General features: G+C 29.0%; 16 protein-coding genes and 9 tRNA genes. 4 read left to right on the forward strand and 21 right to left on the reverse strand.

Annotated features, from left to right (window positions below; all coding sequences use genetic code 11):
• Nucleotides 1–29 precede the first annotated feature (29 nt).
• The 5 genes from AACQ14_RS22265 to AACQ14_RS22285 are packed head-to-tail and all read right to left on the reverse strand — an operon-like array spanning nt 30 to nt 5987.
• Entirely contained in the window at nt 30–1268 is a 1239-nt protein-coding gene (locus AACQ14_RS22265) for a glycosyltransferase family 2 protein (protein ID WP_339365765.1), read from the reverse strand.
• Nucleotides 1269–1281: 13 nt separating this feature from the next.
• Nucleotides 1282–1950, reverse strand: coding sequence for a glycosyltransferase family protein (locus tag AACQ14_RS22270; protein ID WP_339365766.1), 669 nt, complete (start codon nt 1948–1950; stop codon nt 1282–1284).
• A complete protein-coding gene (locus AACQ14_RS22275) occupies nt 1947–3014 on the reverse strand; it encodes a glycosyltransferase (protein ID WP_339365767.1) in 1068 nt (355 codons plus the stop codon). The genes AACQ14_RS22270 and AACQ14_RS22275 overlap by 4 nt, the downstream gene beginning before the upstream one ends.
• 24 nt (nt 3015–3038) lie before the next feature.
• Entirely contained in the window at nt 3039–4838 is a 1800-nt protein-coding gene (locus tag AACQ14_RS22280; RefSeq protein ID WP_339365768.1) for a nucleotide sugar dehydrogenase, read from the reverse strand.
• A gap of 3 nt (nt 4839–4841) precedes the next feature.
• Nucleotides 4842–5987 carry a DegT/DnrJ/EryC1/StrS family aminotransferase gene (locus AACQ14_RS22285; protein WP_339365769.1) on the reverse strand — a complete coding sequence of 382 codons (1146 nt, stop codon included), beginning with the start codon at nt 5985–5987 and terminating at the stop codon, nt 4842–4844.
• A 179-nt stretch (nt 5988–6166) separates the two neighbouring features.
• Here AACQ14_RS22285 and AACQ14_RS22290 point away from each other — a divergent pair, with 179 nt between their 5' ends.
• Complete coding sequence (locus AACQ14_RS22290) at nt 6167–7183, forward strand: glycosyltransferase (RefSeq protein ID WP_339365770.1); 1017 nt, start codon at nt 6167–6169, stop codon at nt 7181–7183.
• 75 nt (nt 7184–7258) lie between these two features.
• Here the strand turns inward: AACQ14_RS22290 and AACQ14_RS22295 are convergent, their stop codons facing one another.
• Entirely contained in the window at nt 7259–8290 is a 1032-nt protein-coding gene (locus AACQ14_RS22295) for a glycosyltransferase (protein WP_339365771.1), read from the reverse strand.
• A 194-nt stretch (nt 8291–8484) separates the two neighbouring features.
• On the opposite strand from AACQ14_RS22295, the gene rfbD reads away from it, so the two are divergent.
• Nucleotides 8485–9339, forward strand: coding sequence for a dTDP-4-dehydrorhamnose reductase (rfbD, locus tag AACQ14_RS22300; RefSeq protein ID WP_339365772.1), 855 nt, complete (start codon nt 8485–8487; stop codon nt 9337–9339).
• A gap of 17 nt (nt 9340–9356) precedes the next feature.
• Complete coding sequence (locus AACQ14_RS22305; RefSeq protein ID WP_339365773.1) at nt 9357–10376, forward strand: glycosyltransferase; 1020 nt, start codon at nt 9357–9359, stop codon at nt 10374–10376.
• 291 nt (nt 10377–10667) lie between these two features.
• Here AACQ14_RS22305 and rfbB read toward each other — a convergent pair whose 3' ends face one another.
• The 5 genes from rfbB to AACQ14_RS22330 all read right to left on the reverse strand — a co-directional run bounded on the left by rfbB (nt 10668) and on the right by AACQ14_RS22330 (nt 15291).
• Nucleotides 10668–11636, reverse strand: coding sequence for a dTDP-glucose 4,6-dehydratase (gene rfbB, locus AACQ14_RS22310; RefSeq protein WP_339365774.1), 969 nt, complete (start codon nt 11634–11636; stop codon nt 10668–10670).
• Nucleotides 11637–12209, reverse strand: a complete 573-nt coding sequence (rfbC, locus tag AACQ14_RS22315; RefSeq protein ID WP_339365775.1) for a dTDP-4-dehydrorhamnose 3,5-epimerase — start codon at nt 12207–12209, stop codon at nt 11637–11639.
• A gap of 6 nt (nt 12210–12215) precedes the next feature.
• Nucleotides 12216–13082 (reverse strand): glucose-1-phosphate thymidylyltransferase RfbA, encoded by an 867-nt coding sequence (rfbA, locus tag AACQ14_RS22320; protein WP_339365776.1) that lies wholly within the window; start codon nt 13080–13082, stop codon nt 12216–12218.
• 176 nt (nt 13083–13258) lie between these two features.
• Nucleotides 13259–14275 (reverse strand): glycosyltransferase, encoded by a 1017-nt coding sequence (locus AACQ14_RS22325; RefSeq protein ID WP_339365777.1) that lies wholly within the window; start codon nt 14273–14275, stop codon nt 13259–13261.
• A gap of 11 nt (nt 14276–14286) precedes the next feature.
• Entirely contained in the window at nt 14287–15291 is a 1005-nt protein-coding gene (locus tag AACQ14_RS22330; RefSeq protein ID WP_339365778.1) for a glycosyltransferase family 4 protein, read from the reverse strand.
• A gap of 232 nt (nt 15292–15523) precedes the next feature.
• Between AACQ14_RS22330 and AACQ14_RS22335 the strand changes: the two genes are divergently transcribed.
• The gene (locus AACQ14_RS22335) at nt 15524–15712 is read left to right on the forward strand and encodes a hypothetical protein (RefSeq protein WP_339365779.1); all 189 of its coding nucleotides are present in this window, start codon (nt 15524–15526) and stop codon (nt 15710–15712) included.
• Between the two features lie 245 nt (nt 15713–15957).
• On the opposite strand, the gene AACQ14_RS22340 is transcribed toward AACQ14_RS22335, so the two are convergent.
• The 10 genes from AACQ14_RS22340 to AACQ14_RS22385 form a co-directional block, all read right to left on the reverse strand.
• Complete coding sequence (locus AACQ14_RS22340; RefSeq protein WP_339365780.1) at nt 15958–16401, reverse strand: hypothetical protein; 444 nt, start codon at nt 16399–16401, stop codon at nt 15958–15960.
• 670 nt (nt 16402–17071) lie between these two features.
• Nucleotides 17072–17145: transfer RNA gene (locus tag AACQ14_RS22345), tRNA-Arg, on the reverse strand.
• 58 nt (nt 17146–17203) lie between these two features.
• Nucleotides 17204–17289 (reverse strand) — tRNA-Leu (locus AACQ14_RS22350).
• A 6-nt stretch (nt 17290–17295) separates the two neighbouring features.
• A tRNA-Val gene (locus AACQ14_RS22355) sits at nt 17296–17368 on the reverse strand.
• A 20-nt stretch (nt 17369–17388) separates the two neighbouring features.
• Nucleotides 17389–17465, reverse strand: a tRNA-Pro gene (locus tag AACQ14_RS22360).
• Nucleotides 17466–17494: 29 nt separating this feature from the next.
• Nucleotides 17495–17568: transfer RNA gene (locus AACQ14_RS22365), tRNA-Asp, on the reverse strand.
• 18 nt (nt 17569–17586) lie between these two features.
• Nucleotides 17587–17660 (reverse strand) — tRNA-Ile (locus tag AACQ14_RS22370).
• 5 nt (nt 17661–17665) lie between these two features.
• Nucleotides 17666–17738 (reverse strand) — tRNA-Thr (locus AACQ14_RS22375).
• Nucleotides 17739–17777: 39 nt separating this feature from the next.
• Nucleotides 17778–17849, reverse strand: a tRNA-Glu gene (locus AACQ14_RS22380).
• Nucleotides 17850–17859: 10 nt separating this feature from the next.
• Nucleotides 17860–17931 (reverse strand) — tRNA-Asn (locus AACQ14_RS22385).
• Between the last annotated feature and the right edge of the window lie 68 nt (nt 17932–17999).

Genomic DNA, 17999 nt, shown 5'->3' on the forward strand with positions numbered 1-17999 from the left:
ATATTGTTAAGTTGGTTATAAGGGGTTGTTTATAAATATATTTTTTTTCTTAATTTATCTGCTAGATACACTATATACTTGTTAACAAAATCCTCTTCAATCTTTATAACACCATCAAATTCATTGATAAACCCTAAAATATTCATATGCTTGATATTTTCCTCAACATATATAATATTCTTTATATTGTTAGAATCAAGTTTACACAAATTCATTTTAATAAAATTAACTACATTATAAAAGTTAAAATAATTACTTGGAATCCATAAAAGCATTCTATCATACTCATAATTTTTGATTGCTTCTTCAAGTTTTTCTTTCCACTTAGAATATCCATTCTCCCAATCTGCAGCAAACAATATTTTATTACCTTTTTTATCCAAATCAGTATGTTCATAAATCTGATATTTGATATAATTACTAGGTATATAATCTCTACTTCGAACATAAGGATTTTTCTTAATATACTCTTCTCTGTCTATGTAAACACCATTTATATTTTTATCCTTATTTAATTTCCATTTTCTGTAGAATTTACTTCTATTAATAGAAACAAAATGATTGATATTTTCTTTTACTATCTTAAAAGTTTTACTACCCATATGATACACAAATGAGCTACCTACTACTGCAATCTTATATCCAGCTATTCTTATCCTTAAACACCAATCATCATCATCGAAATGTCCGATTCCGAAGAAAAAATCATTTCCTCCAACTTCTTCTAGAACCTGTCTCTTTATAATCATACATGCTCCTATGACCCTTGTTATATAGGTTACCTTTTCTTTATTTTTACTAATAAATTCTTTGGAAAAAGCATTTATTTCATCTATGGAATTGAATCTTACATCAGTTCGTTGTACACCATACGCATATGATAGATATGGAGCAGCGACACCTATTGTTTCATCAGTTTTTAAGACTTGTACTAACCCATTTAACCAATTATTGGGAAAGATCAAATCATTATTCAGTACACCTATTATTTCTCCTCTACAATGAGACAAACCAATATTTATTCCCACTGGATATCCCATATTTTCCATTAATTCTACGTATACTATTTCAATTTTCTGCTTGGTATTAGACAATATAATATTTTTTACTACTTCCTCAGTTGAATCAACAGAACCATTATCAACAACTATTATCTCTATACCTTGATCAACATAAGTATCTTCAAAAGAATTTATTAATGTCTCTATAGCTTGTTTCGTAAGTTGATTATTGTTGTAACATAAAATTATAAAACTATAATAAGGCATATATACAATCCTTTCATGATTTTAATTCCTTCTTATATTCATTCAATAAAATTAATCTATATTTATCATAATTATATAGATTTACAACACCACAATCATGAATGCACCAAGGTTCTTCCTGATATGGAACAGCTATTTTATAGCCCTTTCTTATGAATTCCAAACATTGAGAAATATCATAGAAATGCCAGCCAGTCAAAATATCATCTCTCCATGGTATATCATATTGAGTTATCATTATAAGACCATCTATCCCACTTACTAACTCATAATTTTTACTATTACCTTGAAAATTCAATAATTCTATTTTTCCTCTATGACTATCATATACTTTGCCTGTTTTTTTACTAGATTTCCACCAGATTCCATCAGCTGGAATATATTTTGCTCCAATGACACCAATTAGACCTATATCTTCATCTATATTAAAAATCTCTATTATATCAACTATGAAATTCTTATTTGTTATGAATACATCTTGATGAAGATAAATCTTATATTTTGCATCTGTACTTATCATTCCTTTATTATATCCACTTGTCATACTTTTTTGATTTCTTATATCCACAATTTCTATAACAAAACCATCAGGAACTAATAGACTATTAATATATTTTACAGCCTTCTGATACAAATCATCATTATTAACACATATAATAAATGCTACTTTTTTATCATTCATTTTTTATCCCCATCACCATTAATTTTTATCTCTTCACAGTTAATTAACTGAGGTATGCTTGAACATATTTCAGCTGCTACTTTCTTAATATCAAAATTTTCTTTTACGAATTCATATGCATTACTGCTTATATCCAATCTTTTTTCCTTATTATCAATTAAATACATCAAACCATTTGTCCATTCAATGATAGTATTATCAACCAATAATCCATTTTCTCCATTATTAACAATATATGTAAATGGTTCTACATTAGAATAGATTCCTGCGGCTCCTATTGAGCTATATTCTAAAAATTTATTAAAATATTTACAGGAATGAAATTCAGTGTTGTTTAATGGTGCAACTGCAATATCCCATTTTCTTGAAAGCAAAAAAGAAACATATTGTTCATAATTCTCTCTGTATGGAAATACAGTTATTGGGATATTTCTCATATAATAATTCTTGAATCCAATTATCTCAATCTTAATCTTATGACCATATTTATTAATTATTGATTGAAACGGTTTATACAACATTTGATTAAAATACGTTTTATGATCTGTTCCCCCTGCAAAACCAATTGTTATTGTTCCATTATGGCTATCATGCTGTATAATATTAGGTTTATCATTTAATAATAGTGCAGGAGCATTGGTGATACTTACTTTTTCAAAAGAATACCTGTATTTTTGTGCTATGTTTTTATTTGTGGTCCATAAGCAGTGGCATGTATTCATTATTGATTTTATATTATTCTTTATATCTTTTCTTTGAAAATATGCTTTATTATATGACCTAGATAAACCATCTATATTAAGTAAATCATCATCTAAATAATAGATTAAATATTTTCCCTTATTTTTACCCAAAGAAATTTTATCAATATCTAATTGTTCTGCTCCTCTAATACATATTATTACATCTGCTATGGAAATATCCTCATTTGTGACATGTCTGCTCTCTTTATAAACAAAATTGAGCAATTGTTGTTTCTGTAATAGTTGCAAAGGTTTTATTATTCCCATAATAGCAGATGGTATTGTTTTGAAGCAAAAGGCTAAAACATTAGTTTTTTTCATAAGAACACATCCCATATATCTTTTTTACAATCTCCAATAATTAAAGATTCTATCTGCTTTTTTCTTATCATATATTCCTTTTACATCAATTAAAATAGGATAAGTAATATTGGCATCAAAATATTTTTTCAAGGCTTCTAGATTAATCTCTTTATAATATCTATGAGCTACACATACAATGATTGCATCAATATCATTAACATTGTCTAAATCAGTTTGTTTAAGATTATAATCTTTATATACCTGGTCCTTATCAGCTACTGGATCAGTTATTATTACATTAATGTCGTATTTCAATAATTCATCTATTACATCTTTTACTTTTGAATTTCTTAAGTCTGGCACATCTTCTTTAAATGTCAATCCCATAACTAATACTCTGGCATCTTTTACTTTTTGATTATTCTCAATTAGTTTTTTTATGGTTTTTTCTGCAATGATTTTACCCATGTTATCATTTATTCTTCTTCCAGATAAAATAACTTCTGGTCGATAATCTAGTTGTTGAGCTTTGTATGTTAGATAATAAGGGTCGATTCCAATACAATGTCCTCCAACAAGTCCTGGAGCAAAATCAAGAAAATTCCATTTGGTATTGGCTGCCTCTAGTACTTCTCTAGTATCAATCCCCATTTTATCAAATATTATTGCAATCTCATTTATAAATGCTATATTAATGTCCCTCTGAGAATTTTCTATGACTTTTGCTGCTTCTGCAACTTTTATTGAAGAAGCTCTAAATACACCTGCATCTGTTATTATAGAATATTTTTCTGCTATGATATCTAGAGTCTTTTTATCACAACCGGAAACAACTTTCTTTATTTTATCTACTGTATGTATTTTATCTCCTGGATTAATTCTTTCTGGTGAATACCCCACCCAAAAATCTTTTTTATATACTAACCCTGATTGTTCTTCTAATATAGGTACACAAATATCTTCTGTAACTCCTGGATATACAGTTGATTCAAATACAATAATAGAACCTTTTGTAAGATTGTCTCCTACTATCTTTGTTGCACTTTTAACTGGTTCTAGATTAGGAACTTTTTCTGGTGTGATTGGTGTGGGAACAGCTATTATATGAAATCTAGATAGTTTCAGTTTTTTTGGGTCTGAAGTAAATTCTAGATTATTTATGTCACTTAACCTTTCTTCACCAATTTCATTAGTTGGGTCTTTACCTTGTTTGTATAGTTGTATCTTGTTATCATTAACATCGAATCCTACTACTTTCTTACCTCTTTCAGCAAATGTAACTGCTAGTGGAAGTCCCACATAACCTAATCCAATTACTGAAATAATTTCTGTGTTCATTTTTGAAAACTCCATTCTCAATAAATTCTTATTATTAGCCTCATATTGATAGCAGAACCCAAAACCACATTTCTCGTAAATACTCTTGGCCGCTATATTATGCTCAAGTACTTCTAAATATACCTTTTGTATCTTCAACCTTTGAATAGCAAATTGGCAAATCATCTTTACAACCTTTGCACCTAAACCTTTACCTCTAGCTTCATCTACTCCTATAAAAAATCTTCCAAATTCGGCTTCATCATTTTCAATATTGTATAGGGCTACCATACCAACAGCTTGTTTAAGTTCTTTATCTTCCTCTATAATAAATATATAATCATTAGGAGTATTCAGGTACTTGTTAAACCAATCCATTTGTTTTTCTAGTTCTATTAAATTATCATTTATAAACCATTTTCTTACAGAATTTTTATTTCTCCATAAAACAACTGATTGAAGGTCATCTATACTAATTGGCCGTAAAATAATATTGTCTTCATTAATAACATAGTCATGTTTCAATATCTAGCCCTCCTTAACACTACTAGCCAATTTTATTACCTTGGATGAGATTTCATTGACATCTTCCTTGGTTAATCTCATATGCATGGGAAGAGATAGAATCCTTGTACTTAATCTATGAGCATTGGGACAAGTACCCTTTCCATAAGAATACATACTATATTCAGTGTTATCTCTATAATGTACTCCTGGATAGATCTTATTAAGGTTTAGCGCTATTATTAATTCATCTCTATTGTTTACTTCTATGATATACAAATGTCTAGAACATTCACATCCTTTTGCTACAGGTATTGGCCTAATTAGATTTTTATGATATTTGAAGGCTTCATCATACCATAATGAAATCTGTCTTCTATAAGCATTATCCATGTCCAAATATCCTAGTTGAACCAATGCTATACTAGCCATTATTGAATTACCATGATATTTATATCCCAAATACTCTACATCATATCTCCATTTGTAGATCTCCTTATTTAATGAACGAGTATACGTATCTTTATTTATGCCTAACCATGCTAATTTTCTTGCTAATTCATCGTATTTTTTTTCTTTGAAGCATATCATTCCAGAATCGGCAGTGGGTAGATTCTTGACTGCTTGGAAAGAATAAATAATAACATCAGCTTCTTTCCCCACAATCTCTCCATCTAGTCTTGTACCACTCATATGTGCCGCATCTAATATTAATTTCAGATTGTACTCTTTACATATTTTTACTATCTCTTTATACTGTCCTGTATTTCCACCTAGACCTACATACATAATAGCTTTTGTTTTATTGGTTATTTTTTTTCTTACGTCTACAGGGTCTAGACATAGATATTTATCTACATCAGCAAATACTACCTTTAGATTTTCATAGGCAATGGCATGGTTAGAAGATATAAATGTCAATGGAGTTGAGATAATCTCATCCCCATCTTCCCATTTACACTCACTCTTAAATATTTTTACTGCTAAATGAAGTCCTACTGTAGCCGAATTTATAAAATGAGCATTAGGAAGATTAGTATACTCTTTCCATTTTTTCTCGAATTCTATAGTTTTATATCCTAACCCTGTCCAACCTTTTTCCAGGCATTCTTTTATCTCTTTAAGGCATTCTTCCACCCTAAAGGTCGGTACGAATAATTGTATTGACATATCATTTCACCTCAATGAAATCAGTTACAAATATATAAAATTGCAATCTAAGTGTTACTATATTATATTTTTCTTGAATTTAAAACGTTCCAATATTATTTTAAAATTGTATGCACTTCTTTTAACTCCTAAAAATATAATGGATTAGAATCATTAAATATGACTTAGGTGATTATATTATGAATATTGGTTTTTCAAGAATTCCAGTTGGTAAAGGTGGTGCCATATCTTGGATTAAAACATTCAGTAATTATTGTGTCTCACAAGGACATCAAGTAAGATTTAACTATAAAAATAATATAGATGTATTTTGCTCTGTAGCTAATTATAATCAACCAGAAGAATTAAAATATTTAAGAAGACATAATATTAAAATATTACACAGATTAGGTTCAATTTTTTTAGATTATAATTATGATGATAAAAAAATAATTAGTGATGGCAATGAGCATTTTAAAAAATTAATTTCTTGTGCTGACTATCTTGTGTATCAAAGTAAATTTTGTAAAACAGTACTTTTTAGAAGTCTATATGATGAAAAAGAACCCGATGGAGATATTATTTATAATAGCACTAACGCCTCTATTTTTTCTCCAAATGTTAAGCCTATTGTTAGACCTTCAAACAAAAAAATTATTTTATGTAGTGCATATTGGGGGGCTCTAAATACTTCTTTGGAATGTATCAAATTAGTGATTCAGACTGCAAAAAAACTTCAAAGTCATAGTGACATAGAATTTTGGGTATTAGGGCTTGCTCCCAAAGAAGTTGAGGATTATATTAAAAAAGTCCATTTACCTAATATTACAAGATTAAACTTATCAAAACCTATTGATTATAAGCTAATGCCACGTTTACTAAAAACAGCAGATTTAGTTCTCCACCTCAAGGCCCATGAAGGTTGCTCTAACGCAGTTATAGAAACTATGAATATTGGTACACCCCTTGTAGGATTAAACTCTGGTAGTTTGCCTGAACTATTGGGAGATGCTGCTCTTTTAGCTGATTGTACTAGTGATATAAGTAAATTTCCTAAAGTAAATATTGAAGACTTAGTTGAAAAAGTTTTAAAAACATTAAATAAGGCTTCTAGTTATAGAAATAAAATGATTAACCGTTCCAAATTATTTTCAGAAGAAGAACAATGTAGTAAGTACTTGACTATTTTAGAAAATTTATATAAAATGAACCATTAAAAATATCAAAAACATATAGTTTTAACACATAATAATAAACCTTCTTATCAATATATGAAGGTTTATTATTATGTGTTAATTAGAGTTATTCATTAATATTCTATTAAATATCTCTAATGCTTTTAATGATGCATAATCTAAAGTATAATGTTTCATCACATCTTTATAAGCATTTTCTATTATTTTTTCTCTTAATTCATCATCTTTATATAGCCTATTAATTGCAGCAACCCACTCTTCTACAGTATCGTTAACTAATAATCCATTTTGCTTATTCTTAATTGAATATAGAAAAGGTGCTGACTTACTAGATATAATCGCATTCCGCGTAGCCCCTGCTAATGCATATTTAATCTCTGTTTTACAATTTAAACATTCTTCTATAGTCTTTTGACTTCTTTTTTCTATTTTCTCTTTATAATAATTATCATTAGTTGGTACTGGATTCAATAATATATGTGTTCCTTTTAGAAAACTGATCATATTTTTAAAAGGAACATATCTATAACTAGTAACATTTTCTACTCCACTTAGAAATGAAGAACCGCTCATGGTGATAAATCTTATATCTGAATTTTCTTTACTAATAGTATTAATTATGTTAAATATTAACTTTCTACCTATGGCTCCTGTACTTACCCAAGATATATAAAATTTATCTAGATTTTCTTTTTTAACATTTTTTATTTCTTCTATATCTACATAAGTACGTAATACATAAATATTTCTATTATATCTATTAATTTGTTGTTTCATTAGTTTATTTTGACATATCAATGCATGACATCTTTTTATAAATTTTTTTGGTAATCCATATTGGTCTTCTATTACTAAATCATCTATCATATAAACAAATTTTTTAGTATTATAATATTTGTTAATTAACATAAAGATATTTCTTTTGTCTTCTCTAGAAATTATTATTCCATTAGCACCTAAACGCTGAAATATAATAATATCATTATTCAAAACCACTTCTTCATTTAATTCTTTATAATATAAAACTACTGATGATTCCACATATTTTTTTAAGCCCTTTGATAACTCAAAACAGTATTTTCTTGTACATGGATCATCTTTATTAGAATATATAAATACTAATTTCATACAACCTCCCCCTTCAAACCAAGTACATATGTTGTTACCAATCATATTATAGATTTTATAATCCTAATTCATATTATTATATATTATAAAATATGTTACACAAGCTTAAAATTATCTATACAATATTAATTTAATTAATAATTCTTTTTTGAAATTGAATATCATATATTTATATATAAATCCAATAATACGAGGTGAATTTTATTAATATTCTTATAACAGGAGCTAATGGGCAATTAGGTTATGATGCAGTACAATTATTATCACCTTTTCATAAAATAGTTGGTTTAAAAAAAGAGGAGTTAGATATTACAAAACTTAAGGATGTACAAAATGTTATATCCAATGTAAAACCTCAAGTAATTATTAACTGTGCAGCTTATACAAATGTAGATAGGTGTGAAGAAAATATTGACTTAGCGTATAACATAAATGCATATGGTTGCTATAATTTAGCACTACTTTCAAAACAATATGATTATCGTTTAGTACATATTTCTACAGACTATATTTTTGATGGCAAAAAAAATAAACCTTATATAGAATCAGATAAAGCAAATCCTTTAAATATTTATGGAAGTTCAAAACTATTAGGAGAAAATTTCATTAAGTCGCTATGTCCAAAACATTATATATTAAGAACTTCATGGTTATATGGGCAACATGGTAATAACTTTGTTAAAACAATGCTAAAATTATCTATAAAAAATGATACCTTGAATGTAGTTAATGACCAAATAGGAACCCCAACATATACTGTTGATTTATTAAAAGTAATTGCCATGCTTATTAAAACTGATAATTACGGAATCTATCATGTATCCAATGAAGGTGAATGTAGTTGGTACGATTTTACTAAGAAAATACTTCAATTAACTAATAATAAAACTAAAGTTTTACCAATAGATTCAGAGCAATTAGATAAACCAGCTAAGAGACCTAGCTATTCAGTACTTAAGAATCATATGCTAGAGCATATATTTAATTATACAATTCGTTCTTGGGAAGATGCATTAGAGGAATTTTTAATTGTTTTAGAAAAATTATAAAAATTGGAGTGAATCTCATGAAGTCATATTTTTTTATTATCCCTAGTGGAAATCCAACCACAACTTATGCAAATAAGCTATTTGCAAAAGCTTTACAAAATTTAGGATATGATGTAGAAACAGTTTTAGATTTATCCCAAAAATATAGGATACTTAAAAATCCAAACTGTGACGCAATATTTTTTCAAAAAACTATTCAATGTCCAGCTCATACTAAAAAATATATAAAACACCTTAAGGGTAAAGTTAAACTAATTCATATTGATAATGACTTTCAAGATATGCATAAAACAGATAAAGTAGAAACATTAAAAATAACTGATCTCATTATAGTATGTACTTCACAACATAAAAGAGCACTAAAAGAATATACTAATGTACCTATTGAAACAGTTTCAAATATAGTTGATTTTGAAAATTATAATTATGTACCTATTACACAAAAATCAAATACCCCATTAATTATCAGCTGGCAACAAGCTTGTGCTGATGCCTACACACAAGATTTACTTATGATTGCTAAACCATTATGTGAAATTCATGAACGTTATAATACCGAACTTCATTTATATGGATGGTATATGGGAAAAAATCATCCTGATCTAAGACATGAAGTACGTAAAGCAATGCCTTTCGCTAAATTTATAGAATATCAACCATTAACCAAGTATTTAACAGATATAGTACCTAAGTTATCCCAATCTGATATTTTTATTATGCCATATATTAAGCATAAAGGAAGATGGGGTAAGAGCGGTTTTGGATTAAAAAGAATAATGTTATTAGGACTACCAATTGTGGCTTCAAACACAGAACATCATCGAACCTTAATTAAAAATGGCGAAAATGGCTTCCTAGCAACTACAAATGAACAGTGGTATCTCAACCTAGAATCTTTAGTTAAGAGTAAAGAATTGAGAGAAACTTTTGCAAGAAAATCCAGGAAACTAATAGAAACAAACTATAATCATGAAATAATTATTCAACAATTCATAACCGCTGTAAACAAACACATATCTCTTTTTACCAAACCTTAATTCCTTATAGTTTTAGATTTTTATTATTCTGAATATTATATCTTGATTTTGAACATTTAATAAATAATATATAGTAAAACATAAAATTCTTTTTGAAATACTATTAGATATTTGTACTTCAGTATCTTTAACATGAGGATATTTATTAAGTTATCCATAAAAATATCTTCTAGGGATAACATTATTATCTAATAATTTATCCCTTATTTTTAATAAGTCATATTCGCTTATAAATATAATTTAAAAACCAGGATAATTCTTTAAATTTTAATTACGTATAGCTTTAACCCACTACTTAATTATTTTTCTCCACCACTCTTGATTATCCACATACCATTTAATCGTTTCTTCAATTCCTTCTTCAAATTCATATCTTGGTCTCCAACCTAATTCCTCTCTTATCTTAGTGGCATCTATAGCATATCTTATATCATGTCCCAATCTGTCATCCACAAATTCTATTAATGATTCGTCCTTATCTAGGCAATCTAATATTTTTTTTACTATAAAAATATTATTTCTTTCATTATTAGCACCAATATTATAGACCTCCCCTATCTTACCAAGGTGAAGTACTTTATCTATTGCAGCACAATGATCTTCTACATGAATCCAATCACGAATGTTCAAACCATTTCCGTAAACTGGTAGTGGTTGATTATCATATGCTCTGCTTATCATAAGTGGTATTAATTTTTCAGGATATTGATAAGCACCATAATTATTTGAACATCTTGTAATGTTGATAGGCAGCTTATATGTCTCATAATATGCTCTAACCAACATGTCTGCACTAGCCTTACTTGCAGAATATGGATTATTAGGTGATATAGGTGTCTTTTCTGTAAAATAACCAGTTTCTCCTAATGAACCATAAACTTCATCTGTAGAAATTTGAATATATTTTTTTATCTTATATTTTTTAGAGGCATCTAATAAAACCTGTGTCCCCATCACATTCGTTTTAATAAATGCATTACTACTATCGATACTTCTATCAACATGGCTTTCTGCAGCAAAATTAATGATATAATCTACACCTTTTTCCATTATTCTATTAAGAGTATCTATATTAGATATGTCTCCTCTAACAAAGACATAATTAGGATTATCTTCAATATCCATCAAATTATCTAGATTACCAGCATAAGTCAATTCATCGAGATTAATTATCCTATAGTCATCATATTTATTTATAATATATCTAATGAAGTTGCTGCCAATGAATCCTGCTCCACCTGTAACCAAAATTGTTTTCACTTATTTCACCTCTAATCCTATAAATTTTTTGTTCTCTCCAAATCTAGGCCAAATAATATCTTTATCTGATAGTAACACATCTTCAACCTTATCTATGGGCCAGTTGATATTTATTGTAGGATCATTCCATATAACTCCTGCTTCATATTGTTTATAGTAATAGTTAGTACATTTATATACAAACTTAGCATAATCAGATAGAACTAAAAAACCATGTGCAAAACCTTCGGGTATATAAAACTGTTTATTGTTATCACTAGACAGAATTACACCAAAAGATTTTCCATAAGTATCGCTATCCTCTCTTAAATCAACTGCTACATCAAAAACTTCTCCCATAACAACTCTTACCAATTTTCCTTGAGGACATTTATATTGATAATGTAAACCTCTTAGAACACCTTTCGTAGAAAAAGATTCATTGGACTGTACGAAAACTGCATTAAGACCTGCATCTATAAAATCTTTACTATTATAGCTTTCCATGAAATACCCACGGCTATCTAGAAATACTTTTGGCTCTATTACATACAAATCTTTTATAGTAGTTTTAACAAAATTAAACTTCCCCATTTATTTCTACCTTTCCAATATATTTTTTAAATATTGTCCATACTCAGTCTTAATCATTGATTCAGCCAATTTCAGTAATTGATGCTTAATGATATATCCTTTTTTATATGCTATTTCTTCTATACAAGCTATATATATTCTTTGCTCTTTTTGTATAGTCTCAACGAAGTTTGCTGCATTAAGAAGCCCTTGATAAGTCCCAGTATCAAACCAGGATATACCTTCTTCCAGTATTTCAACTTTTAGTTTATTTTGTTCCATATATACTCTATTAACATCTGTTATCTCTAGTTCATTTCTATTGGATGGTTGAATATTTTCAGCTACAGAGATTACATTATTATCATAAAAATATAATCCAGGTACAGCAAAATTAGATTTTGGTTTTTTAGGTTTTTCCTCTATAGAAACTACATTTGATTTATTATCAAATTCTACTACACCATAATGGGTTGGATCTTTTACCCCATAACCAAAAATAGTTGCGCCTTTTTTCCTCTTAACGACCCTTTGCAAAATACTATTCAATTTTTCTCCATAAAAAACATTATCACCAAGGATTAAAGCAACTGAACTTTTACCTATGAATTGTTTTCCTACAATAAAAGCATCTGCTATACCTTTGGGCTTTGTTTGAATTTTATAGGATAATGAAATTCCAAATCTTGAGCCATCTCCTAATAGTTCTTTATAACTGCCTATATCCCTTGGAGTAGAAATAATAAGTATCTCTCTAATATTTGATTGCATCAATGTGGCAAGGGGATAATATATCATTGGTTTATCATAAATAGGTAACATTTGCTTAGATATTGCTTTTGTTAAAGGATATAGTCTTGTACCAGATCCTCCTGCTAATATAATACCTTTCATGTCTCACCTCTTTTATATACAAGTTGTCTTATTTTATTTTATTATAATTGATTTAGAAACGTTACAATATAAAAATTATTACACTCTAAATAAAGGGTTAACTAAATATTTAAAAGGATTCCCTTAGGCAATTTTAACATCTAAAGTAATAATGGTAAAGAACTTAAATATATTAATCATTTAAAATCAGGTATATATTTTTTTATTGCATCTATAAATATATTAACACAATTATCATAACTATATTTAGTGTCAATCAAATTTCTAGCACTAAGTGAAAAATTTTTTCTTAAATCTGGTTGTACAATTAATTGTTTAATTTTTTGATACCATTCGTCTCTAGTTGTTGCCAGATACCCGTTTACCCCATCTTGGATTAATTCTTTGTGTATACCTATATCAGAAACGATAACTGGTACACCTAGCATCATTATTCTCTTTAATCCGAATCCAGCTTTTCCATATCTATCAGGTATATTTAAGTAAGGTACAATAAATATATCTGTCATTGCTATTTTAGGAACAATATTCTTAATATAACTATCATATGGCATAAAAGAAATAAACTCAGCAAAAGGAAAATACTTTTTGACAAATCCTCTTTTATCCGGTTTTCCATAATGTTTTCCTTCGTGCCATCCATATAATTGTAGCCTTACTCCATATTCTTTGTGAATATTAATTAAAGGATTCTTTATACTTAGTAAATCTGATGTATAAACATCTGCTAGGCTTTGCTGCCAGCTAATGATCAATGGATCATTTGTTCTTCTCTCAATTGGTGTGTATTTATAATTTTCAAAATCATTAATTGAAGTAATAGTTTCTACTGGTGTTTTAGTATATCTATGCATCAATGATTCATGTTGTTTATTACCAACTAAAATAAGATCAGCAATATTCAATGTATTGATATGATTCTTGTCGTTCATCCCTAAGAAATCATCATCTATATATACTAGAGGTACTTTTCCTTTTATATGTTGTACTTCTTTATGTCCATGACCTCTATAAAAAGTCTTTTGAAATATTATCATATCACAATTGACACTATTTAGTATTTCCTTTTTTCTATTATATCGTTGTACTATTTCAATATCATACCCACGTTTTATTAAAGCATTAGCAAATAATTTGCCAGAAATAGTAGTAGGAGCCAAATTATTATCTGATAAAAAAAATTTTATATTCACCTTATCACATCCTAACTATTAACTAGCTTATTGATTTCTACAAAATATTTTTCACACATTTTCTCAAGAGTGAATCTTTTACTTCTCTCTTTTATTTTTTCTTTATAGTAATCATAGTTATCAAATGTTTTTAGTATCTGACTAGCCATACTTTTAATATTAATTACTGGAAAATGTTCAAATGAAGGTTCACATTCACCTCTTAAACCAGCATCTCCTAGAAGTTCTGGAGTACTACCTAGATCAAGACCTACTATGGGCTTACCAACGTTCATAGCTTCAATTATTAAGTTAAAGCAGGCATCGTTTGGTCTAGTGTGCAGTATTATATCAGAAGTACGTATATATTTTGGCATTCTTTCTCTTGTGATTGGTGTTCTAAGATTATATCTTGTGATATTACTAAGATTTGCTTTCTTAATTATATCTTCTACATAAGGATATGCCTCTCCAAGTACCCAAAATTCAATATCCTTTCTATCAGAAAATTCTTTAGCTATATTAATTATATTTCTAATACTATACTCTGCCATTAGTTCTGGTCCCCAATAAGCTATGGATAGTATTATTTTCTTATCATTTGGCTTTGGAAGTATCATTCCCTCTTCCTTGAATACATTAGTATCCGCTCCATTATAAATTACTACCCCTGGCAATTCTTGTCCATTAAATAACTGACTTGCCATAATTCTTGAAAAATTACTTTGATAAATAATTCGGTCTGCTAATCTCATGGAATCTGCTATAAGACCATTTAATCTAATAGTAGTTCTATTATCTATTAAAAAATTATAGTAAATACCATCCATCCTATATAAAATCTTAGTATTTCTTTGCTTCATTTCCGTTAATTCTTCAGGGGTAGTATAGAAAGCTAAGGTTATAAAAACATCAACTTTTTCGTTTTTAGAAAAATACACTTGATGTCCTTTGGATAGACAGTAATTACTAAAAGTTTTTACCCATGTTCTGGTTCCACCCCTTCCTTTTGGCTCTACTGGAAATCCTATTTTCATATTACACCTCTTTTTATACAAGCTATACTTTATTATATTAATATTATCTATTTAATGTTACTATCCATACCTGTTAACACTACTATTTCATATACTTTACAAGTAGATTCCTAAACGGGAAATATAATTATTTTTATTTATCTACTTATATAAACAATTATTAGTAGCTTGTCACAATTTTGTAGAGTAGCGAATAATATAAACTAGGAAATCATATGAAAGGAGTGTTATTATGTTTGGATATGGTTATGGCTGTTGTTGTAGAGGTTTTGGTGGCTACGGTTACGGCGGTTATGGTTATGGTGGCTATGGTTACGGCGGTTATGGTTGCTGTTGTTCTAATTGCTGCAGTCTATGTTGCGGTTGTGGTTGTTGTGGCTGTAGAAGAAGATGCTGCTGTGGTTTTGGTAGCTATTATTAATTTATATTTAAATCGGACATGTTTATGGATAAAAGGTGATAATTATCTTTTATCCTTTTTTTATTAGATTATAAATGTTATATGTATTTGTGATTACCTTGTTATAAATCATATGGAAAAGATAATAGAGTACTCCCCTACTCTATAAAGGTATCTTGTTGTCTAAAAATTGCACAAATAAAGAGTTAAAACCAATATTAAATTTAACTCTTTAATGCTACGTACTTTTGTAAGTTTATATTATACTAATTACTTTTGTTATTCAGAAGCCAAGTTTCTATTTTTTCACCTATTTTTTCTATAGGTGTGTAAATAGCTTTGTTTGTAATTATTTTATACTCAATAGTGCAATAGGAGAAATTAAACCTGTCTTTGTTATGAAAAACTATTGTTAACTGATATTTTATTCCGTTCTCTTTTTCTTCATTTTTTATTTCTTTAGATTCTTTTATCTCCAAAGAGTTAAAAAATGAACATATTTCTTTTATTAATACTTCATCATGTATAATTGCATTCTCTCCAGTAATATCATTTATTATTATTATTTCAGTAATATCATCAGATGTTAAATTTTTAAATTCATCTACTTTTGAGAGAACCGTTACTCTAGTCTTTTTTAAGTAGGAATTTGCACAAATCATTACTATTATTAAACTTATTGTAACAGCAACAAAAAATTTGTTTTTCATAAAAACCTCACTATCTTTCAATATAATATACTATCCATGTTAGATATGTTTCCAACTATTAAGAAAATGATGCAGATAATTAATGATAATATTAATTTACTATTATTATTCATAATAGCTCCTTTCCTTCTGTTATTCTATTATATCATAATAATTTTCAATGTTTATAATTTAATCTTATATAATATTAAATGCTCTGGTTTATTCTCAAAAACATTTTTATTTCTAATTTATAGCATAAGGAAATAGTATAAAAAGTTTTCTTTAACTTTCTATACAATGAAGAATATATGGAAAAGGAAATAATGAAGCGTTTTAAAATGGTTAATGAAGAAACAAGGTTTGTGAAGTTGTTAGACTTCGTATTAAAGATGTATATTTTGACAAGAACTTATTATTTATATGTTCCTCTAAAGGTAATATAGAGAGATTAGTTACATTAACACCAAAAGTTAAAAATTAAAAGATAAATCACCTATTAATCATAATGTTATTAAACAGGTATTCTGGTTTTTTAGAGAATTTTACGATACTTTTCCGTTCCAATTTTAGTAGTCAGAAGGGGGGTTATACAAATATAGTATAACCCCCCTAAACTATACCTACAACCTCTATATAATCAAATAAAAACCCTCGGCAAGCACTAATTGCAAACCCAGAGTTTCTGTAACGTGCGCAAGAAGATTCGAACTCCCGGCCTTCTGATCCGTAGTCAGACGCTCTATCCAGCTGAGCTATGCGCACAAAAAAAATTTATTAAATTAAGATATAAAAAGCACCCAAGGTGCTGTATAAGTTTTAATGCCGGAGACCGGAATCGAACCGGTACGGTCTTTAAGGACCGCAGGATTTTAAGTCCTGTGCGTCTGCCAGTTCCGCCACTCCGGCATTTAATGGGCGCAACAGGGCTCGAACCTGTGACCCCCTGCTTGTAAGGCAGGTGCTCTCCCAGCTGAGCTATGCGCCCGTATTAAATTAGTTAACGTTTGGTCTGGGTGACAAGATTTGAACTTGCGACCTCTAGAACCCCATTCTAGCGCTCTACCAAACTGAGCCACACCCAGACAATGGAGTGTAACTAACTGTCACTAAACGACCCAGAAGGGACTCGAACCCTCGACCTCCGGCGTGACAGGCCGGCGTTCTAACCAACTGAACCACTGGGCCTAATAGTAAAAATTTAAATGGACCTTCAGGGACTCGAACCCCGGACCAACCGGTTATGAGCCGGTTGCTCTGACCAACTGAGCTAAAGGTCCATACAAGCCGACGATCGGACTTGAACCGATAACCTGCTGATTACAAGTCAGCTGCTCTGCCAATTGAGCCACGTCGGCATATTAATATAGATAATATGCATTAATTATACTATATGATGACTCGTAGGGGAATCGAACCCCTGTTACCGCCGTGAAAGGGCGGTGTCTTAACCGCTTGACCAACGAGCCTTATTATAAACTCCCCGAGTGGGACTCGAACCTACAACCCTTCGGTTAACAGCCGAATGCTCTACCATTGAGCTATCGAGGAATACTTTTATATAAATATTCAAAACAACACATTGTGAACAACAAATTATCTTATCAACCTTTGCAAAG

The organism is Vallitalea maricola, assembly GCF_036985595.1.
Taxonomy (GTDB): domain Bacteria; phylum Bacillota; class Clostridia; order Lachnospirales; family Vallitaleaceae; genus Vallitalea; species Vallitalea maricola.